The 20,368-nt window shown below is 59.8% G+C and carries 18 protein-coding genes and 1 riboswitch; of the genes, 10 read left to right on the top strand and 8 right to left on the bottom strand.

The annotated features are described in order from the left end of the window. Positions 1 to 22: 22 nt before the first annotated feature. Positions 23 to 2,824, bottom strand: coding sequence for a type I DNA topoisomerase (gene topA / locus ACVWZG_RS08445; RefSeq protein WP_457392810.1), 2,802 nt, complete (start codon positions 2,822 to 2,824; stop codon positions 23 to 25). 195 nt (positions 2,825 to 3,019) lie between these two features. On the opposite strand from topA, the gene ACVWZG_RS08440 reads away from it, so the two are divergent. The 3 genes from ACVWZG_RS08440 (at position 3,020) to ACVWZG_RS08430 (ending at position 5,540) form a co-directional block, all read left to right on the top strand. Next, positions 3,020 to 3,478 (top strand): VOC family protein, encoded by a 459-nt coding sequence (locus ACVWZG_RS08440; protein ID WP_011433925.1) that lies wholly within the window; start codon positions 3,020 to 3,022, stop codon positions 3,476 to 3,478. Between the two features lie 166 nt (positions 3,479 to 3,644). Continuing rightward, positions 3,645 to 4,613, top strand: coding sequence for a CobW family GTP-binding protein (locus ACVWZG_RS08435; RefSeq protein ID WP_457384229.1), 969 nt, complete (start codon positions 3,645 to 3,647; stop codon positions 4,611 to 4,613). A gap of 54 nt (positions 4,614 to 4,667) precedes the next feature. After that, complete coding sequence (locus ACVWZG_RS08430) at positions 4,668 to 5,540, top strand: hypothetical protein (protein WP_457384230.1); 873 nt, start codon at positions 4,668 to 4,670, stop codon at positions 5,538 to 5,540. Positions 5,541 to 5,750: 210 nt separating this feature from the next. Here the strand turns inward: ACVWZG_RS08430 and ACVWZG_RS08425 are convergent, their stop codons facing one another. Next, complete coding sequence (locus ACVWZG_RS08425) at positions 5,751 to 6,719, bottom strand: 30S ribosomal protein S1 (RefSeq protein WP_457406009.1); 969 nt, start codon at positions 6,717 to 6,719, stop codon at positions 5,751 to 5,753. Between the two features lie 214 nt (positions 6,720 to 6,933). Here ACVWZG_RS08425 and obgE point away from each other — a divergent pair, with 214 nt between their 5' ends. The 4 genes from obgE to ACVWZG_RS08405 are packed head-to-tail and all read left to right on the top strand — an operon-like array spanning position 6,934 to position 9,810. Continuing rightward, positions 6,934 to 7,977 carry a GTPase ObgE gene (obgE, locus tag ACVWZG_RS08420; protein ID WP_414342608.1) on the top strand — a complete coding sequence of 348 codons (1,044 nt, stop codon included), beginning with the start codon at positions 6,934 to 6,936 and terminating at the stop codon, positions 7,975 to 7,977. Between the two features lie 60 nt (positions 7,978 to 8,037). Continuing rightward, entirely contained in the window at positions 8,038 to 8,412 is a 375-nt protein-coding gene (locus ACVWZG_RS08415; RefSeq protein WP_457406063.1) for a hypothetical protein, read from the top strand. 18 nt (positions 8,413 to 8,430) lie between these two features. Beyond that, positions 8,431 to 9,144 (top strand): L-threonylcarbamoyladenylate synthase, encoded by a 714-nt coding sequence (locus tag ACVWZG_RS08410; RefSeq protein WP_414389115.1) that lies wholly within the window; start codon positions 8,431 to 8,433, stop codon positions 9,142 to 9,144. 36 nt (positions 9,145 to 9,180) lie between these two features. After that, on the top strand, positions 9,181 to 9,810 hold the full coding sequence (locus tag ACVWZG_RS08405; RefSeq protein ID WP_457406011.1) for a PAP/fibrillin family protein: 630 nt from the start codon (positions 9,181 to 9,183) through the stop codon (positions 9,808 to 9,810). On the opposite strand, the gene ACVWZG_RS08400 is transcribed toward ACVWZG_RS08405, so the two are convergent. The 6 genes from ACVWZG_RS08400 to trpC all read right to left on the bottom strand — a co-directional run bounded on the left by ACVWZG_RS08400 (position 9,807) and on the right by trpC (position 16,056). Continuing rightward, positions 9,807 to 10,706, bottom strand: coding sequence for an SPFH domain-containing protein (locus ACVWZG_RS08400; protein ID WP_414350518.1), 900 nt, complete (start codon positions 10,704 to 10,706; stop codon positions 9,807 to 9,809). The two genes, ACVWZG_RS08405 and ACVWZG_RS08400, sit on opposite strands and share 4 nt — an antisense overlap. A gap of 97 nt (positions 10,707 to 10,803) precedes the next feature. After that, positions 10,804 to 11,847: a sirohydrochlorin chelatase gene (locus tag ACVWZG_RS08395; protein ID WP_457406013.1), complete on the bottom strand. Its 1,044-nt coding sequence runs from the start codon at positions 11,845 to 11,847 to the stop codon at positions 10,804 to 10,806. A 30-nt stretch (positions 11,848 to 11,877) separates the two neighbouring features. Next, a riboswitch (cobalamin riboswitch) is annotated at positions 11,878 to 12,013 on the bottom strand. 128 nt (positions 12,014 to 12,141) lie between these two features. Further along, a complete protein-coding gene (locus ACVWZG_RS08390) occupies positions 12,142 to 14,457 on the bottom strand; it encodes a heavy metal translocating P-type ATPase (RefSeq protein WP_457406015.1) in 2,316 nt (771 codons plus the stop codon). Between the two features lie 121 nt (positions 14,458 to 14,578). Further along, positions 14,579 to 14,773, bottom strand: a complete 195-nt coding sequence (locus tag ACVWZG_RS08385; protein ID WP_099813329.1) for a heavy-metal-associated domain-containing protein — start codon at positions 14,771 to 14,773, stop codon at positions 14,579 to 14,581. A 59-nt stretch (positions 14,774 to 14,832) separates the two neighbouring features. Beyond that, on the bottom strand, positions 14,833 to 15,072 hold the full coding sequence (locus ACVWZG_RS08380; protein ID WP_041436722.1) for a DUF5340 domain-containing protein: 240 nt from the start codon (positions 15,070 to 15,072) through the stop codon (positions 14,833 to 14,835). 63 nt (positions 15,073 to 15,135) lie between these two features. After that, positions 15,136 to 16,056 (bottom strand): indole-3-glycerol phosphate synthase TrpC, encoded by a 921-nt coding sequence (gene trpC, locus ACVWZG_RS08375; protein WP_457406017.1) that lies wholly within the window; start codon positions 16,054 to 16,056, stop codon positions 15,136 to 15,138. 263 nt (positions 16,057 to 16,319) lie between these two features. On the opposite strand from trpC, the gene hmpF reads away from it, so the two are divergent. The 3 genes from hmpF to ACVWZG_RS08360 all read left to right on the top strand — a co-directional run bounded on the left by hmpF (position 16,320) and on the right by ACVWZG_RS08360 (position 20,368). Next, entirely contained in the window at positions 16,320 to 18,047 is a 1,728-nt protein-coding gene (hmpF, locus tag ACVWZG_RS08370; protein WP_457406019.1) for a pilus motility taxis protein HmpF, read from the top strand. A gap of 208 nt (positions 18,048 to 18,255) precedes the next feature. Next, on the top strand, positions 18,256 to 19,380 hold the full coding sequence (gene plsX / locus ACVWZG_RS08365; protein WP_457406020.1) for a phosphate acyltransferase PlsX: 1,125 nt from the start codon (positions 18,256 to 18,258) through the stop codon (positions 19,378 to 19,380). Further along, positions 19,367 to 20,368 (top strand): beta-ketoacyl-ACP synthase III, encoded by a 1,002-nt coding sequence (locus ACVWZG_RS08360; RefSeq protein WP_457406023.1) that lies wholly within the window; start codon positions 19,367 to 19,369, stop codon positions 20,366 to 20,368. Before plsX ends, ACVWZG_RS08360 begins: the two co-directional genes overlap by 14 nt.

Genomic DNA, 20,368 nt, shown 5'->3' with positions numbered 1-20,368 from the left:
ATCGCACCCCAAGAAGCTGACCTCAGGCGGGGGCTTTGGGGGTGATCTTCACAATGGTGGGACGGGATCCCACCTGGGCTGACCCATTCGCTTGGGCTTGCGGCTCTTTGGCCATCCCGCTGCCAGTGGAAGTGGTTTGCGCTTTACGCCGCTTCTGCGGCACAGCATTTCCGGCCTGCTGGGCTGTATGGCTGCTGGAGGCAGTTTTGGCTTGGGTTTTACTGACCGAGGAGCCCGCTTTGCCGGTCGAGCGGCTTTTCCCCTTGACCTCTGCAGAAGAGACTTCTTTTTCAGCCAGCACCTGCAGGGCCATTTCCAGGGTAACCGCTTCGGCAGGGATCCCTTTGGGCAAAGAGGCATTGACCTTGCCATGTTTGACATACAGCCCGTAGGGGCCGTCGTGCAGATTGACCGGCTCACCATCCTCAGGATGGGATCCCAGCTCCCGCAGCGGCTTGGCCGAGGCGCGCCCACGGCTTTTCTTGGGCTGGGCCAGCAGCTCCAGCGCCCGCTCCAGGCTGATGGTCAGCACATCCTCCTCGGCGGGCAGAGAGCGGAAATCGCCATCACAGACTACGTAGGGGCCGAAGCGGCCAATACCGGCCTGCACCTTTTTCCCCGATTCCGGGTGTTCCCCCAAGGTGCGAGGCAAGCTCAGCAACCCCAAGGCGATCTCTGGCGTAACCTGATCCGGTTTCAGCCCTTTGGGCAGAGAGGTGCGCTTGGGTTTTTTGTTGTCCTCAGAAACTTCCCCCAACTGCACATATGGGCCATAGGGGCCCTGCGGGATCACATAGATTGGCTCCTGGGTTTCCGGGTGAAAGGCAATGGGCTTGGGGCCTTCCTGCTTCCGCTGGATTAGCTCCGCAATGTGTTCTGCGCTCAGATCGGCGGGGGGAATATCCTCCGGCAAGTTGGCGCGCACCTCTCCAGACTCAGTTTCAACTGCTACATAGGGGCCATAGGGGCCAATGCCGATCTTGACAGGCAGGTTCTCCAGATGGATGGAGCGGGCCAGGCCGGAATCAATTTCCAGCTCGCGGGCCTTCACCTGTCCCTCAAGACCCTGCTCGCCCAAGAAGAAATGGCGCAGATAGGGCAGCCACTCCGCCTGTCCAGAAGCAATGTCGTCCAGCGTTTGCTCCATCTCGGCAGTGAAGCGGGTATTCACCAGGTTGGGAAAGTATTTTTCCAGTAGCTCGGTGACTGCAAAAGCCGTGTAGGTGGGCACGAGGGCACTTCCCATCGGCCTGACGTAGCCACGGCTCATGATCGTATTCAAGATGGTGGCGTAGGTGCTGGGGCGGCCAATGCCCTCACTTTCCAACACCTTGACCAAGGAGGCTTCCGTATATCGGGCCGGGGGCTGGGTTTCGTGGGCAACGGGTTCCAGCTTCTGGCAGCGGAGGGGATCCCCCTGCCGCAACAGAGGCAGATGCACCTCCCGATCTTCCAAAGCCGCCTCTGGGTCGTCGGATCCCTCCACATAGGCGCGGAAAAAGCCGGGAAAATCGATGCGCTTGCCGCTGGCCCGGAACACCGCATCGTCTACGGCGATGAGTACGATGGTGTGGGTCTGCCGCGCCTCAGCCATTTGGCTGGCGACGGTGCGCTTCCAGATCAGGTCGTAGAGGGCCAGCTCCTGGCCGGAGAGGGGGGTTTGGCTGGGCAGGCGAAACTCTGATCCGGCAGGACGAATGGCCTCGTGGGCTTCTTGCGCCCCTTTGGTTTTGGTGGTGTACTGACGGGGCTCGGGGCTGAGATATTCTCTGCCGTACATCGACTCCACGCAGGCGCGGGCAGCGCGGATGGCCTGCTCCGACAGGTGGACCGAATCGGTGCGCATGTAGGTGATGTAGCCCTCTTCGTAGAGCTTTTGGGCAATGCGCATCGTCTGCTGGGCCGACAGGTGCAGCTTGCGGTTGGCCTCCTGCTGCAGGGTGGAGGTGGTAAAGGGAGGGGCAGGTTTGCGGGTGGAGGGGCGCTCTTCCACAGAGCTGACGATCCAGGCTTTTCCCAGCAAGCGATCCCGCAGGGCCTCGGCCTGGGCCTGATCCAACAACACCACATCCCGCCCGGCAATGAGCTGGCCGGTGCTGGGATCGAAGTCTTGCCCATTGGCCAGGCGTTTGCCACCCAAGCTCACCAGCTCTGCTGGAAAGACAGCCTGCTGGCCGGCGACGGTCGTTTTGGGCTGCAGCTCCGCTTTGAGATCCCAGTAGGAGGCTTTTCTGAAGGCGCGCCGCTCCCGCTCTCGATCCACCAAAAGCTTGACCGCCACCGACTGCACCCGCCCTGCCGAGAGTTTGGGGGCAATTTTTTTCCACAGCAGCGGCGACAGGGTATAGCCCACCAGGCGATCCAAGATGCGGCGGGTCTCCTGGGCACGCACCAGTTGTTCATCCACCTCACGGCAGTTTTGCAGCGCCTCCTGAATGGCCTCGCGGGTGATCTCGTGGAACACCATGCGGCGGGTGGGCACTTTGGGTTGCAGCACCTGTTGCAAGTGCCAGCTAATGCTTTCCCCTTCGCGGTCTTCGTCGGTGGCCAGGATCAGCTCGTCCGCCTTCTTGAGCGCTTCCTTCAGCTCCTTGACCACCTTTCTTTTGTCCTTGGGGATGACGTAGAGGGGCTCAAAGTCGGCGTGGACATTGACCCCCAGGCGGCTCCACTCTTCTCCTTTCAATTCTTCTGGAATTTCAGATGCCGAATCGGGGAGATCCCGCACATGTCCCATCGAGGCCTGAACTTCGTACCCCGCAGGCAAGAATCCACGGATGGTACGGGCTTTGGTGGGAGATTCGACAATGACCAGCTTAGGCATAATTGAGGTTGGCAGCAATCGGCTTAGGTTGTCGCATTTCCCGCCCCAAGGATTGGGCGGGCCAGCATACACTGCAAGAGGTGCTTAAGATAGACAGCCTACTTTTCTGGAGCGTAGCAAGTCTGTCTGCGCTTGACCAGCCGTCATCGGCGATGATCCGAGCGGTCTGGCCCCATCTGGCTGCTTTGCAGGACGATGAAACTACACCATTTTTCCATTCGCACCGCCGATATCTTCCGCTCCATCGCTTTTTACGAGGGGCTGGGCTTTGCGGTGGAAGAACGCTTTACTGCCGGGATCACGCTGGCCTGCTGGATGCGCGGCCCCTGGGGGCGTTTGGAGCTGATGCAAGTGCCGCAGCCCCATCCTGCCCCGGATCCCTTTGGGGATCCCCACTATGTGGGCTACTATCACCCCGCTTTTGAGGTGGGCCCCGAATGGGGATCCCTGGCCAACTACCTAGAACATTTGCGAGCGCAAGTGCCCCTTACCCTGCTGCTGCCGCCCCAGCTCCAGCAAATTGGGGGCCAGGTCTATGAAGTGGCGTTCATCGCCGATCCCGATGGCCTGCCGATCGAGCTCATTCGTCCCCAGGGATCCTCAGGAGAGAGTCTGCCCCAACGCCCAGAGGACATTAATGACATTAATAAATAAATAGTTGGATAACTAGTTGATGGGTTAGAGGATCTAATTTGGGTGGGAGCGGTCGTTCCCCCTTGTCCAGATCCTGGAGAGCCAACCCTAAAGCTAAGCTAGTAGAGCTTCTGGGGAACTTGAGAGAAGGGTTTGTTGGCCGCTTGTCAGTTCAGCCTCACCTGATATGAAAGCTCAGCTTCCGGTGACGATTTTGACAGGTTTTTTGGGCAGTGGCAAAACCACGCTGCTCAAGCGCATCTTGGAAGAGGAGCATGGGTTGCGCATTGGGGTTATCCTCAACGAGTTTGGCGAGATTTCCATCGATGGCGAGTTGGTCAACATGCCCGAGGGGGGGCTGATGCAGCTCAACAATGGTTGCCTCTGCTGCACGGTGCGAGAGGATTTTGAACGGGCGGCCCGCCAGCTGCTCCAGCATGCCCAGGCGTTGGACTATCTGGTGGTGGAAACCAGCGGCGTGGCGGATCCCAGGCAGGTGACGGAGCTATTTGTGCAGAGGACTTTTCATGAGGAGTTGCGCCTGGATGGCGTGGTGACGTTGGTGGATGGGGCCGAATACTGGCAGAATTTCCGGCGCTCGCAAACTGCTGCCCACCAGATCAGCAGTGCCGACATTGTGTTGCTCAACAAGGTGGACTTAATCGGCGAAGCCGAACGAGAGCGGATCCTTCTCGATCTGCGCCGCTACAACCCCGATGCCCCTTGCCTGCTCACCACCCATGCCCAGGTGCCCTTGGCCCGCATCTTGGATGTGCATGCCTTTCGTCCGGAATTGTGGGATCCCAGGCTCCCCAATGCAGAGACTGAGGCCCACCATAGCCATCACCTCGAGGAAGACGGGATCCAATCGGTGAGCTTTCAACTGCAGCAGCCGCTGGATTTGGGGGCCTTTCGCGATTGGCTACAAGACTTGTCCGAGACCGTTTTTCGCGCCAAGGGGGTGCTGTCGGTTCTGGATGAGCCGCAGCGGGTTATCTTCCATCAAGTGGGCCAGCGGCAAACCCTTTTTCTGGAACGGGACTGGGATCCCGATGAGCCCCGCCTGTCCAAAATTGTGTTGATCGGCAAGGGGCTGGAGCGGGAGCAGCTAGCTGCCGGCCTCAGCCGGGTGTGCGGGGCAACCGCCGCTGGCTAGAGATCCTCTTCACCACTGCCTATTTCTTTCAATTTCTAGATTGGGTGACCTGGGATGGCTCGCAGCAAACTTTCAGAGCAAGAACAACAGCAAATTGTTAGCGCCTACCGCGGCTCGGCAGCGACCGCCGTCGAATTGGCGGAGCAATTTCAGGTGAGCATCACCACCATCACCCGCGTGTTGAAGGAAAATATCGCTGCCGATGAGTATCAGCGGTTGATCTATCTCAAACGCTCGGCTGCCCGCCGCAAAGACATGGGGGAAAAAGCTGTTGTTGGCGGGATCCCAGCCTTGGAGCAGCAGATCTTGCCGCTGGAACCGGAGTTGCCTTCTCCATCTCCCTTGCCGGAGCCCCCCGCAGAGCCGAACGCAAACGAGGAAGGCGAGGATAACACTGCTGGGACGGAGTCTCTGCCAGAACTGCCCCCAGAAGAACTGCCGTTGGCGGCTGGGCTTCGGGAAGATCTGGAGGATGTGGAGGAAGAGACCGAAGAAGACCGTGACCTCGAAGACGAGGATGAGGACGACCCTGACTATCCCTTAGAAGATGAAGATGGGCCAGAAGAGGATCCCCTCACCGATCCCAGCTATCAAATTCAGGTATTACCCCTGGAAGAGCTCACCCTACCGGAAACCTGCTATGTCGTTGTTGACCGCTACCAAGAACTGACCACCCGCCCCCTTAAGGAATTCTTTGGCTCCGGATCCCTGCCCATCGAAGGGATCGACAACGCCAATACGCTGCCCATTTTCGACAACCACAAGGTGGCCCGTCGCTTTTCCGAAATGAGCCGTCGGGGCAGCAACACCTACCCACCCTACCGGGTAATCCAGTTTCCCGGCTACATTCTGGAGATTGTGCGCACCCAACTGCAAAAGAAAGGCATCACCCATCTGCTCATGGATGGGCAGATCTACAGTCTTTGACCAGCTCCTCAAGCTCAGGAGCGGGGGATTCCCGTTACTGGCGCAGGTTTGCAGCCCTGCGTGAGCGCCGTCGGCCTACTTCGCCACAGCAGCAGTACCCGTCTCCCTAGGAGCCTGGGCTGCCCCGCTCTCACGAGCCACCCACGCCAACGGAGCTGAAGGCTCCTAACCTCAGTCTCATCGCAGGCAGAGATGGCGCCAAGCTTGCCCTCATTCCACAGCCGTCGCCGCGTATTCCAGCTCCTCTTCCACCACTTCCGGTGGGGCCTCTGCCGCTTGTCCTTGCTTAGCGGCCAGCAGTTGCTCACGGTACTTGGCTGCCATTTCCTCAGCCTTCTCGTAAACCAGCTTGGGATCCCGAATCATGTCGCCGGGATTGGGCTCCAGTTGCTTGGTGGACAGCGAGATCCGTCCCCGCTCCGCATCCAGATCGATGATCATCACCTTCACTTCGTCGTTGACGTTGAAGACGCTGTGGGGCGTATCGACATGATCGTGGGAGATCTCGGAAATGTGCAGCAGGCCGGAGACGCCGCCAATATCGATAAAGGCACCATAGGGCTTGATGCCCCGCACCGTGCCGACCACCACCTCGCCCACTTCCAGCTTGTTCATCTTCCGCTCCACCAAGGCGCGGCGATGGCTCAACACCAGGCGGTTGCGGTCTTCGTCCACCTCTAAAAACTTCAGGGGCAGCTCTTCGCCCACCAGCTCTTCTTTTGGCTTGCGGCTGCTGATGTGGGATCCGGGGATAAAGCCCCGCAGCCCCTCAATCCGCACCAGGGCTCCACCTCGGTTGGTAGCAAAAATGGTTGAGCGAACGGTGGCATCTTCTTTCTGGAGCTGCCGTACCCGTTCCCAGGCCCGCATGTACTCGATGCGGCGGATGGAGAGGGTCAGCTGTCCCTCTTCGTTTTCTTCGGTGAGGATAAAAAACTCGCGGGTTTCTCCCGGCTGCAGCATCTCGTGCGGGTCTTCCAGGCGGCTAATCGACATCTCCTGGAGCGGCAGAAAGGCAGCCGTTTTGGCCCCAATATCGATCAAAGCACCGCGTGGCTCCACCGAGAATACTGTACCCGCCACAATTTCGCCAGGGCTGAAGTGATAGTCGTACTTATCCAGAAGGGCGGCAAAGTCTTCAGTGGTAAAACCTACATCGGCAGCAGTGAATCGACTCATAGGGGTGCAGTAACAGATCAGTTGCGCGGGATAAAGGGTAGAAGGCCAATTGAGTTTGGCAGGATCCCAGATGAGAGTGCATTCACTCTCCCACTTTCCCACCTGTGGGGGATGTGACTGGGAAATACCATCGTAGCTTAGAGGAGCGTCTTTTGTGGCAAGTTTTCCGGGGATCTTGCCAAGCTGGAAGATAGAAGATTTGGGAGAAGAGCAATTGCACTTTATCGACCAAGCCGAAATTGAAGTGCAAGGGGGAAATGGCGGGGATGGCATCGTTGCCTTTCGCCGTGAGAAGTATGTGCCGGCTGGGGGGCCATCCGGCGGCAATGGCGGGCGGGGCGGCTCGGTGATCTTGGTGGCCGATCCCGGCCTGCAAACTCTGTTGGATTTTCGCTTTCAACCGGTGATCAAGGCGGAACACGGGGCCAAAGGGGGGCCCAACCATCGCAGCGGGGCCAGTGGTGCGGATCGGCTGGTGCGGGTGCCCTGCGGTACTGTGGTGTTCAATGCGGAGACTGGGGAATTGTTGGGCGATCTGGTGGGCAAGGGGGATCAATTGCTGGTAGCCCGTGGGGGCAAAGGCGGCTTAGGCAATGCCCATTTTTTGAGCAACCACAATCGTGCCCCCCGCCAATTCACCAAGGGCGAAGCGGGAGAACGGGTGCGCCTGCGCCTGGAGCTGAAGTTGATCGCCGAGGTGGGCATTGTCGGCCTGCCCAATGCGGGCAAGTCCACTCTGATTTCGGTGGTCTCCTCTGCCCGGCCCAAGATTGCCGACTACCCCTTCACCACGCTGCAGCCCAATTTGGGAGTGGTGCCCCATCCATCGGGAGATGGGGTGGTGTTTGCCGATATTCCGGGGCTGATCGAGGGGGCGCACTTGGGGGTGGGGCTGGGCCACGAGTTTTTGCGCCATGTGGAGCGCACCAGGGTACTGATTCATTTGGTGGATGGCACGGCGGCAGATCCCGTCAAGGATTACCAGGTTATTCAGCAGGAGCTGCGCGCCTACGGCCACGGGTTAATCGATAAGCCACAAATCCTGGTTTTGAACAAGATCGATGTTCTGGATCCCCAGCAGGTTGCCGAGCGCGCCCAGAGGCTGTCTGCTGCTGCCGGCACTTCGGTGGTGACCATTTCTGCGATTGCCAAGCAGGGGCTGGATGCCCTCTTGCAGCGGGTGTGGCAGTGCCTGGGTCGGGGATCCCAACAGCCTGCGCAGTTGGATCTTGTGGGGGCAAAATCCATCCAGTCCTAGGGCAGAAGAATCTTAGAATAGGAAAGCCCCTGCCTTCCCAGAACCCAGAGACGAGTGGCTATGTATATCTCGGCGGAGGATCTGCCACCGGATTTGCGTCAGATCATGTTGGCTGTTGAACAGGCGGCCCAGGCGAGGGCGGGAGCGTGTGTGGAGCTGCTGATGCTCCTGCGGCTGCTGGAGGAGTTGCACCGCGCGATCCTGGAAGGTGCCTTTCGGGAGTCTTTGCCCAACACCCGTCAAGCTCTGTATCGGGTGCTTCAAGATTTGGAAGAAGCGGGCGACTGGCCCTATCTGCCCCGTCTGCACATCCAAGCCCTGATGCAACAACTGAAGGACTGGCCCGAATCTCAGGGATCCCTGCCCGCGTCGGTGCCACCGACCCCCCGCCCTCTTGTGGAAAACCCCCTGGGGGGTAGCTGCTCCCAGTCTTGACCTCTTCCCATCTGCCCGATGGCCGAGTACTTTAAGCTGCATCCGCAACAGCCCCAGGCCCGTTCCATCCGGCGGATTGCGGCGGCTTTGCGGGAGGGGGCGGTGATGCTTTACCCCACCGATACAGTCTATGCCATTGGCTGCGATGTGACCCACAAACAAGCAGTGGAGCGGGTACGCCGTATCAAGCAGCTCTCCAACGACAAGCCTCTTACCTTTTTGTGCCCTTCTCTCTCACGCATTGCCCACTATGCCCAGGTAACCGATTCGGCCTATCGGCTGATGCGGCGGCTGATCCCGGGCCCGTTTACGTTTCTGTTGCCGGCCACCAAGCTGGTGCCCAAGTTGGTGATGGAGCCCAAACGGAAAACCACCGGCATCCGCGTGCCCGACTCGGCCATTTGTCAGGCTTTGCTGGAAGAGTTGGGCAATCCAATTGTCTCCACCTCTGCCAAGCTGGGGGGGGATCCCGTCGGATCCCTGGACTTAAGTTCTGGGCAAGCCTGGGAGTGGGAGAGCGACCCCTGGGATGAGGGTGGGATCTTTGCGGCTGAAGAGATGCGGCAGTTGGAAAAACAGGTGGATCTGGTGCTGGATGACGATGCCCCCCGTCGGGCCAAGGTCTCTACGGTAATTGACTTGACGGGATCCGAGCCGCTGGTGGTGCGGGCCGGGCTAGGGTATGAGCAGGTGGCAGATCTGAACCTGAAACTGGTGGGAGAAGACGGTTAAGGGCAGCCGGATCTGGCGTTCTCTAAAATGGGGTTGATGCCTTGGAGTGTGCTCATGGCCCTGGCTCAGCAAAAATCGGCTCTGCTGCACCTGCTGGAGGCAACCGACCGGGGCCGGAAAGTCTCCCCTGAGCAGCAAGCCCAGATCCTGTCTCAGATTGCCGCCCTAGAAGCGCTCAACCCCACCCCCAAACCAACATCTGCTGCTGAAGGGTTGGAGGGGAACTGGCTCACCCTATTTACCACGAGCACAGCTCTGCTGCGGCTGGCACAGTTGCCTTTTTTGACCACCGGCGAGATCTACCAGTGTATTCGGGCCAAGGCTGGACGGGTCTTCAACGTGGCGGAGATCCAGGGATCCGGTTGGCTGGAGGCTTGGATGCCACGGGGAGTCTTGGCTGTATCAGCGCGCTTTTACCCCGAATCGGAGCGTCGGGTGAGGGTGATTTTCGAGCGATTGGTGTTCGGATCCCAAGCTTTGATGAGCTACGAGATCGAGAGCTTTCTCGATTTGCTCGAGCAGGCTCCGGAGCGAATCCCGGCTATTCAAATCGATATCCGCCGCCGCGAGCCAACGGGTTGGCTGGATATCACCTATTTAGATGAAGACTTGCGGCTGGGTCGGGGCAGCGAGGGGAGTGTATTTGTTCTAAAGCGGGTCGGCTAGTCGGAGGATCCAGAGGACTCCGTTTCCGCCCTTTCGTGAGATAGGTTTTGGGTTAGGGTGAAGCCTATTTCCTGGAGAACTTGCAAGGCGCGGTAGGACTCCCGCAAAGTTTGCAGCTCCTGTTGAGTTTGCTCCAGTTGCCGGGCCCATTCTGCCTGTTGGGAGCGCAACTCTCGATTTTCCAATTTTTTGCGCTGCAGGATGCGCTTGAGTTTTTGCTGCTGCTGCTGGAGTTGAGCCCGCTCTGCTTCTGCGTGTTGCAGTTGGGTCCTTTGGCGTTCCAATTCTATTTTCAGGGTGGTGACCTGGGATTGAAGTTGGCGGAGCTTTTGGCGCAGCGCTTGCTCTGGCGTGGGTTTGGTCGACTCGGAGCTTGGAGAAGGGGAAGATGTTTGTAGGTTTTGCAGATGCTGTTGTAACTGTTGGGCTTGGGCCTGCAGGACTCGAGACCGTTGCTGCTCGCTGCGCAGTTGGGCTTGGGCGCGTTCACAGGTCTGGATTTCGGCTTTCACCCGCTGCTTGATGCGGTCAAGGATCTTTTGATGGCGGAGCTGGGTTTGCCGGATCTCCTGAGCCACCTGCCAAGGGCGAGGATCCCCCTTAGGTTGTCGTGGCTCGCCGCCGTGGTCGGCAGGATCAAAGGGAGATAGGGTCGCCACCAGCGATTCTCGAAAGTCGCTCCAGGAAGCCGATTGCAGACCCATCTGAACCACCCGCCAGGCCCCATAGGAGGCCCCAGCGGCAGCCAGGATCCCAGGGATCCCGGCCAGGGAGAGGGAAACCTTGGGCAGGGTGGGCAGGATCTGATCCAGCAGCCCCACCACCAGGGCGAAAACAAAGATCCCGCTCCCCGCGGCAGCGGCACCTGAAACCCAAGAGGAGCGGGAGAGCATCATCGTTTTTTCGTCATCACAACCGCTAGAGCGGGAAAACCAGGTTCAAAAATTGCCTGTCTGCACTCAGTTTATCCCGCCAGCAGCCTCTGTTTCCCTCTTAGGGCACCTGCCATGCCCGTTGGTGGTAGCCCTCTAATTGGGCCCAGGGATCCCCAGCCGCTGCGTGGGTGTGGCCGTGCTGAGGGTGATGGTGAGAATGAGGGTGGTGATGGGATCCGTGCCCGTGATGGTGGTGATGATGCTCGTGAGGATGGTGATGGGTATGCCCAGCTCTGACCTCTGCGCTCACGGCCAGGCGAAACTTGCACAGGTGGCAGTTCATTTGGGTTTGGCCCTGTAGGGCTTCCTGCTCCAGTTGCTGCAGGCTGTGCAGCACCGTGTCCACAAGGCCCAATTCCGGCAGCATCAGCCAGTCGATTTCCGACTGTCGTTGTCGTTGTTGTTCCACTGCCGCCTCAATTTTTTTCACCAGCACTCCGGTAAACAGGAAGTAGGGCAGCACGATCACCCGGCGCGGATGCCAGGACAAGGCCCGCTCCAATCCCACGGGCAGGCGGGGATGGGTAATGCCGATAAAGCAAGTTTCCACAGCGGCAAACCCAGATCCTTCCCAAAGCAACCGGGCCAGTTTACAGGCTTCGGCATTGGCCTCGGGATCGCTGGAGCCGCGACCCACAAACAGGAGCACGGTTTCTGCTTCTGGGATCCGCCGCGGTTGGGCGGCCATCAAAGCAGCCAATCGGTCTCGCAGCAGTTGCAGGATCTCGATGCGGATCCCCAGCGGCCCACCGTAATGAATGCGCAACTGGGGATAGAGGGCCTGCAGGCGATCCAGTTCCATCGTCACATCGAACTTGTTGTGGCGGGCCCCAAACAGCAACAGCGGCAGGGCCACGATCTCCTGCCACCCTTGGGCCAAGCACTGCTCTACCCCCTGGGCAATGGTTGGCTGGGTCAGCTCCAGAAAGCAGGGGATCACCGGTCGATGGGGGGTGAGAGCTTGGTAAGCCTGGGCTAGCTCCAGAAAGGCTTGCTGCCCTTGGGGGTCGCGGGATCCGTGGCCGATAAGCAATAGGGGCAATGAAGGAGAAGCAAGCTGCCCAACCGCAAGCGGAGGGGAAACACTGAGGGTATTCAACACAAAAAACTCCGTTCCTTGTGAATCGCAAGGGGTACAGGACAACGGCAGGTGGGTGTTCTGGCTGAGGGAGGGATCCCATCACAGTTGCGTCACAGTGGCGGACTTGCACCGCGCTTTCCCCAGTCTGCCTGAGCCTTTTAGGTTAGCTTGCCGCTTGTCGTTCACCAAGCCCCCTGGGGGGGATGTCCTTGTCTGCCAGAAGATAGCCCTGAGGCATGAGCGGTACGGCAGACTCATGCTCAAAGGGCAGCAAAACTGTTGCCGCGCTAATCCCCCTTGCCCCTGGGAGAGGGCCTAACGCCGGCCCGCTAGTCTGGGGGGCTGAAAGTGTCGCAGGCGCAGGGCATTGGCGACCACCGAAACGGAACTCAGGGCCATGGCTGCCCCCGCCAGCATAGGGTTGAGCAACCAGCCTGTAAAGGGATAGAGCGCCCCAGCGGCAATCGGGATCCCCAGCGTGTTGTAGATAAAGGCGAAGAAGAGGTTTTGGCGGATGTTGTTGAGGGTGGCCCGGCTGAGTTGAATGGCAGTGGCGACTCCGCGCAGATCTCCCGACATGAGGGTAATATCGCTGGCGGCCATCGCCACATCCGTACCTGTACCAATGGCGATCCCCACATCGGCTTCTGCCAGAGCCGGAGCATCGTTAATGCCATCTCCCACCATCGCCACCCGCCGTCGCGGTTGTCTTAGGCTGCGTATGTAAGCTGCCTTCTGATCCGGACGGACTTGGGCAATTACCCGCTGAATGCCTGCTTGCCGAGCAACCGCTTGGGCCGTGGTGGGGTTATCCCCGGTTAGCAGGATCACCTCTAGACCCATCTGTTGCAGCTGTTGCACTGCCTCAGGAGAGGTGGGTTTGAGCGGATCGGCAATGGCCAACAGCCCCACCAGGCTCTGGGATTGGGCTACGCCGATCACCGTTTTGCCCTGGCTTTCCCAATTCTGAACCCGCTCTGACCAAGAGGGATCCCAGGGGATCCCCATCTCCTGTAGCCAGCTCAGCCGACCGATGCGGATCCACTGGTCTTCCACCCAGGCTTCTGCCCCACTGCCTATCCTTGCCTGAAAATGCTGGGCAGGAGGGATGGCAATTTTTTCCGCTTCGGCTTTCTGCACCACCGCCTGGGCCAAAGGATGTTCCGAGTGCCGCTCCACCGCCGCTGCCAGGCGCAACACCGTCAGGGGAGAGGAGCCATTAGCCCAAATATCGGTGACGGTAGGGCGACCTTCAGTCAGGGTGCCAGTTTTGTCCAAGACCACCGTGCGCAAGTCGTGGGCCAATTCCAGGCTGTCGGCACTTTTCACCAGGATCCCCAATTCTGCCCCTCGTCCCGTGGCCACCAGGATCGAGGTGGGGGTTGCCAACCCCAGCGCACAAGGGCAGGCGATGATCAGCACCCCAATCGTGTTCACCAAGGCCAGCGTCAGGTTGTCCGCCAGCACCCACCAGAGCACGAAAGTTAGAACTGCCACCCCGATCACTGCCGGCACAAACCAGGCAGTCACCCGATCCGCCAACTGTTGAATCGGGGCTTTGGATCCCTGAGCTTCCTGCACCAAGCGCACGATCTGGGCCAGAACTGTGTCTTTGCCCACCCGCCGCGCTTCCATCACAAAGCTGCCCGTCCGATTCAGCGTTGCCCCAATCACCTCATCCCCCGCCGACTTGAGTACAGGCAGGCTCTCGCCGGTCACCATCGACTCGTCGAGGGTGGAGGATCCCTCTAGGATTACCCCATCCACCGGCACCTTCTCACCGGGGCGCACCCGGATCCAATCCCCCACCTGCACCTCCCGAATGGGGACATCCTGCTCCACCCCCTGGCGGATTACCCTCGCCGTTTTCGGTTGCAGCCCGATCAGCTTGCGAATGGCCTCAGAGGTTTGCCTTTTGGCCCGTTGCTCCATCCACTTGCCCACCAGGATCAAGGTGGTGACCACCGCCGACACTTCGTAATACACATCGGGATGCAGTCCCTGCCGATGGAAAGAGTCGGGGAAAACCGTTGGGAAAATGGAATAGAAGAAAGCCGCGCTCGTCCCTAAGACCACCAGCGTGTTCATATCCGCCGAGCGCCGTTGCCAAGCGGCCCAAGCGCCTCGATAAAAATGCTTGCCCACCCAAAACTGCACCGGAGCCGTCAGCAGCAACTGCAACCCAGGATTGTGCAGCCACATGGGAAAGCCCGGGATGTCCATCCCCAGCATCATCGGCAGGGATCCGATCACCAGCACCGTGCTGATGCCCACCCCTATCGCCACCTTGAGCTTCAGTTCCCGTTCTGCGGCCCGTTGGGCGATCCGCTCTGGATCCGACAGATCGTCCAGCTGCCAATCCTCCTGGATAAGGCGCGCCCGATACCCCGCCCGCTCCACCGCCCGAATCAGCGCCTGCGGATCCACCAGCCTGGGATCCCCTTTGACGGTGGCCTGCTCGCTGGCAAAATTCACGGATCCGGAGGATACTCCCTGCACCTGAGCGAGGGCCTGTTCGATGCTGCGGGCGCAGGAGGCACAGCTCATCCCTTGCAGGGCCAACTGCCAAGTGCCCTCAGGAGAAGGCGCAGAGGCCGATAATGCAGCCGATGACTTTTCAGGGGCAGGCATGGCAACACCTTGTTGATAAAGTTGATGCAATAACGGCTACTCCCCATCCTCGAAAGGGTGAAGGCAGCCATCTGTACAGGAATTCAAAACAGACGCCCGACCGTTCCCGGCCCAAAATTGACTAGGCCGGGGGATATCCCACCTGGGTGAGGGCCTGCCGCAAATCGCCCACAGGCCGCTCAGAAGTAATCCGCACCTGTTTGGTTTTGGGATCCCCTTCCACCTGCGCCTGGGGATCCAGTTGCCGCACCGCTTGCGCAATGGTGTCTATACAGGCCCCACAGGCCAGCTTGGGCACCGTCAAAACAACCTGCATCTTGGAAAACCCCCCCAATGCCACTGAAAGGATGCTAAACCTTACAGTGGGCTGGAAGGTCAAGAGGGAGGCTGAGGCTCGTCCATATTCCAGCGGTAGTCCACCTGATAGCCCCGCTGTCGCCACTCTTCCTCCAGTTGCACCTGTTGGGTGAGGGCTTTGCGCAGGGAGTTGATCAGCTCTTGCGTGCGGCCTCGGTTGCCAAAATCCTGTTCCTCTACTGCCGGAAAGGTTTGCCGCTCCAACACCCGCAGCAGAAATTCGTAGTGGATATGAGCCGGCACAGGAATACGTTTCATCGATCCAAGCAATCCTTAGAGATCAATTGTTCTCGCAGAGATCCATTGATAAATGGTTTTCATTCACTGAGATGACAACAGGTGGCGCACAGCTTGGCCGGGATCCGGCTGGGTCACCAGCGCTTCCCCCACGAGCACAGAGCGCACCCCCCAGGCCCGCAACTGCTGCAGATCGGCGGGGGTATGGATGCCGGACTCGCTGACAATGGGCAGCTCGCCGAGGAGATCCGAGTGGGCGGCCAACAGGTCGCGCGTTGTGTTCAAGTCCACCGTAAAGGTTCTCAGATCGCGATTGTTGATGCCAATGAGCACCTGCCCTCTGGAGTCTTGCAGTTGGGGCAAACGCAGCACCCGCTGCAACTCTTGGGAGGTGTGCACCTCCAGCAGAGCCGCCATGCCCAATTGCCGAATCAGCTTGAGAAAATAGCCCAAGTCCGCATCCGAGAGAATGGCGGCAATCAGCAGCACCGCATCTGCCCCCAGGCTGCGGGCCCAGAGGATTTGGTAGGGGTAGAGGATGAACTCCTTGCAGAGGATGGGGATCCCTACTGCCTGACGGATCCGGCGCAGATACTCGCCGCTGCCCTGAAAGAACCGCTCATCTGTGAGCACCGAGAGACAACTGGCCCCACCGGCCTCATAGCTCTGGGCAATGGCCACCGGGTCAAAGGGATCCCGGAGAACGCCGCGGCTGGGGGAGGCTTTTTTGACCTCGGCAATCAAGGAAACAGGGTGAGGAGACTGGGTAAGAGCCGCCACAAAATCCCGCACCGGCGGAGCCTGATCCAGTTGCCGTTGCAATTCCTTGAGGGGAAGCTGCTCCCGTTGGCGCTCCACCTCCTGTTCTTTGTGCCAGACGATCGCTTCCAAAATGTGGCGCGGCTTGGCTTCCGGCGCTGTTGTCTGGTACACCTGAGAGGCTACGACCACCGGCGGGGCAGGAGAACGCCGACGAATAGAAAGCGGCTCACCTTGCAGCTCCATACAACCCCCGAACACAACTCTACACCACACCCTAGACTACCTTAGTGCTCCGCCACCGGTTTGAATAGCTACCCCGGACATCCCCAAAACTCATCTGGCGAAGGCGTTTTTTTTACCCTATGGTTGAGTCTAGAAAGGTGGTGTAGTCTTTATGCGCCTCGGCGAGCCATGTTCTGGCGGCCGTCCATTTTTCCCCGGCCAGGGGCAGTGGCTCGGTGGGGTCAAGGCTGGTGCTGTCCATGCTGTTTTAGAGGAGTTCAGGCGTGCTGTACCTAGCAGAGCTATCCAAGCCGATTGGGTTTGCTAAGTCGTCTCTGCAATTGCTGGCCAAGCAGCAGCAGGACAATACCTGGGTGGCCGTGAACGAAGAATCGATTACCCTGGAAGGCCGCATTGCCCAGGAGGCCGGGCGTTTCAAGGATGGGTCGCTGGTGCTGGCGGAAATCTCCGGCAGCCGTCAGGTCGCCCGCATCAGCGAAGCCGCTCGCCAACTGGTGACCTATCTGCAAAACTTCAGCCAACTTCAGCTCAGAGCCCGCAGCCAGGAAGAGGAGATCGAGGTTTGGAAACAGTCCCTCACCTTTCAGGCGCATGAGCTTACCCGCCGCGAGATGGAGCTAGCAGCCCAGGAAGAAGAGGTGCAGCGGCTGTATGAGCAATACAAGAGTGTGGAGGAAGATCGCAAACTTCTGGACAGCCTCAAAGAGGAACTGGCAGCCCAGCAAGCTTACTTAGCTGAACAACAGCGCCTGATCGGAGAGCAGCGGGAAGCTCTGAATCGGCAGCGGCAAGAGTTGGAAGCTCAATTGCAAGAAGCTCGCTCCAGCCGATTGGGGGAAGCAGAAGCAGCGCAGCTACAGGCTTTGGTGCAGCAGCTCCAGGAGACTCTACATCCGGCTGGGGATCCCTTGGCGCTTCTGCAAAGCTTGAAAAGCCACATTCAGCAGCAGCAGGAGCACTTGAATCAACAGATTGCCCAACTGGAAGCAGAACGTCAGCAGGCCCAGGCCCGGCAAGACGAGCTGGATCGAGACTACCGCGCTTGGCAAGAACGCCACACCGCTTGGTGGGGATCCCGACAATCCCTGGAGCAAAGCCAAGCAGAATGGCAAACTCGACAGGGATCCCTGCGAGCCCATCAAGAGCACCTGCAGAGGATTCTCCAGCAGCTGCAATCTCAAGAGAGCCTATACCAGAAAGCCTCTCGTCTGGTGCAGGAGTACGACTTTATCGTCGATGGCAGCAGCAACGGCAGGGCTGGGGAGCCGGCGATCTCGGTCGAGGAGCTGGCGGCTTTGGTCAGCCAACTGCGCCGAGATTACGAGCAGCGGGCAGCCCAGGTTAGCCAACAGCGGGCCGAGCTGGAGCAAAACCGGCAAACCCTGCGAGAGCTGCAAGAGCGGCTGGCCACCGCCTCTCCAGAGGAGCGGTTTGACATCGAGATGGATATCGACTATGCCCAGTCTGCCTGCAGTGCTTTGGAAGAAGCCCTGCTGCCTCAGGAAAAAAACCTGCAGCGAGAGTATGAAGAGTTGACCCGCCAGGAAGCCCGCCTTAGACAGCTGCAAAATCAAGCTGCTGCCCCGGTTCAGGTCGATATTGGGCCGCTCCTGGAACAGATCGGCAGCCAGAAGCAGGATCTTCTCCAAGAAAAAGGTCGTCTGCAAACCCTCATTCAACAACTGGAATCGTCCTTGCCTTCTCAGCAGGAGCAGCTCGCCCGCCAACGGCAGGAATTGGAGCAGCAGTGGCAACACCTGGAGCAAGAGGAGGGATCCCTGCGGGCGCGCGCCCAGGCCATGGCAGAAACCTGGGGTCGCCTCAATCACCTGCAGGCCACCCTCTACCCAGAGCGGGATCGGTGGGCAGCGTTGGCAGGAGAATTGGCGCAGTTGGAGACGGAGCTGAGCCAACACCAAGCCAGAAACTCCGCCGCATGCGACCACGTCCAACAGGTACACTTTCTCCTGGCTACCCTCGCGCAGGCGTGAGGAAGTTCACGTTTCCTGTGGGGGGTGGGGAGAACCGGCGCAAGCGGAACTGCGGCCTTAATTGAGGAAAACAAATCTGGTAAAATTCGCTAGCACCCTGCAGCCACTGGGGCTCCCAATTCTCGGGCGAGGGGACTGCAGAGGTTAGTGCGTTTTGCCCCGCTTCTTGCTTGCAGTTGCCAAGGATATTCCAGTGTGAGGTCAGCTTGTGCGAATTGCGGTCGATGCGATGGGGGGTGACTACGCTCCCGAAGAGATCATCAAGGGCGCCCTGCTGGCCCATCGGCAGCTCCGGGTCGGGATTGCACTAGTCGGTCGTCCAGATTCCCTCAAGCCCTTTCTGCCCCAACCCTTGCCTGCTGGGATCACCATCGTGCCTGCCGAAGAGGATGTGGGCATGGCGGAAGAGCCGCTGATGGTGCGCAAAAAGCCCAAAGCCTCCATCAACATCTCGATGCAACAGGTGCGCTCCAACCAAGCGGATGCCGTGGTGGCCGCCGGGAATACCGGAGCAGCGATGGCTGCGGCCTACCTGAATTTGGGCCGGCTGGCAGGGATCGATCGCCCGGCCATTGGCGCTCTTTTGCCCACTTTGAAAGGCAAGCCGGTGCTGCTGCTGGATGTGGGGGCCAATGTGGATTGCCGGCCCCGCTTTTTGGAGCAGTTTGCCCGCATGGGATCCCTCTACTGCCAGTGTGTACTGGGGGTCGAGCGTCCGCGGGTGGGCCTGCTCAACATCGGCGAGGAGCCCAACAAGGGAAACGATTTGGCTCTGGCCACCCACCAGCGCCTGGCCCAATTGCCAGGGATCCATTTCGCCGGCAATGCCGAGGGGCGGGATGTGCTGACCGGGGAGTTTGATGTGGTGGTGTGTGACGGCTTTGTGGGCAATGCCCTCCTCAAGTTTGCCGAAAGTGTTGGCCAGGTGATCACCCAGGTGCTGCGGGAGGAGCTGCCCCGCGGCTGGCGCGGCAAGTTGGGCTGCTGGCTGCTCCGGCCCAACCTCAAGCAGGTAAAGCGGCGCATGGACTACGTGGAGTATGGCGGTGCTTTGCTGCTCGGCGTCAACGGCATCTGCGTGATTACCCACGGCAGCTCCAAGGCGCCGATGGTCTACCACGCCATTCGCCTGGCCAAAGAGGCGGCAGAACAGAAAATCCTACAGCGGCTGCAGGCGGAAATGGTTGACCCTCGCGAACCTGAATCCAACCCCAGGCGGCGCACCCGGCCCCTTCAGGTCTACTCTGGCTCTGGCCCGGAAGTGTTGCCGTTGGGATCCCTGGAAAGGACTTCCTCCCGCTGTCCCGAACCCGTGGAAGATGCCCAGCCATAGCCTCCCGACCGTGCGGCTGGTGGGGGCAGGGGCTGCCCTGCCGGATCCCTGCCTGAGCAACGACGATCTCGGCCAGATCGTCGAAACTTCCGACGAATGGATCTGGCCCCGCACCGGCATTCGTCAGCGGCGCATTCTGCCCCCTGAGCTGAGCTTGGTGGATTTGGCGGTCCAGGCAGCCAAGGCCGCTTTGGCTCAGGCCGGGATCTTGCCTCAAGACCTGGATTTGATCCTGCTGGCCACTTCCACCGGTGTCGATCGGTTTGGCTCGGCCCCTCAGGTGCAGGCAGCTCTGGGAGCAACGCGGGCGGTGGCCTTTGATCTGACGGCAGCCTGCACAGGCTTTGTCTTTGCGGTGGCCACGGCAGCACAGTTTTTGCAAACCGGGCTGTATCGGCGGGCCTTGGTGGTGGCGGCGGATGTGCTCTCCCGTACGGTGGACTGGGCAGATCGCACCACCTGTGTCTTGTTTGGAGATGGGGCCGGGGCGGTGGTTCTGGAGGCGGGGGAAACCGGCGGGATCCTCAGCATTGAGCTGCGCAGCGATGGCAGTGGCAGCCAGCTGCTCAGCTTGTCCATGGCTACAGAGGCCAAGCCCCTGGTGGGATCCCTGCAGGTGGGGCAATACCGCTGCTGCCCCATCGCCATGAATGGCCGCGAGGTCTACAAGTTCGCCGTCCAGGCGGTGCCGGAGGTTATCGAGAAGGCTCTCTTCCGGGCCGGGATCCCGGCGGAGGCGGTGCAGGGGTATTTTATTCATCAGGCCAACCAGCGCATTCTCGATGCGGTAGCCAAGCGTTTGCAACTGGATCCGCAGCGGGTGGCCAGCGTCCTAGAGTATTACGGCAACACCTCGGGCGCTTCGGTGCCAATTGCCTTGGCCACTTGGATCGAGCAGGGACGCTTTGGCGCCGGCGATCTGGGGGTAATGGCAGGCTTTGGTGCCGGCCTCACCTGGGGGGCGATTGTGTTTCGTTGGGGGAAGTGA

It is taken from the genome of Thermostichus sp. OS-CIW-33 (genome assembly GCF_054059615.1).
Note: the sequence above shows the minus strand (reverse complement) of the source record. Positions and strands in the feature narration are given on the sequence as shown.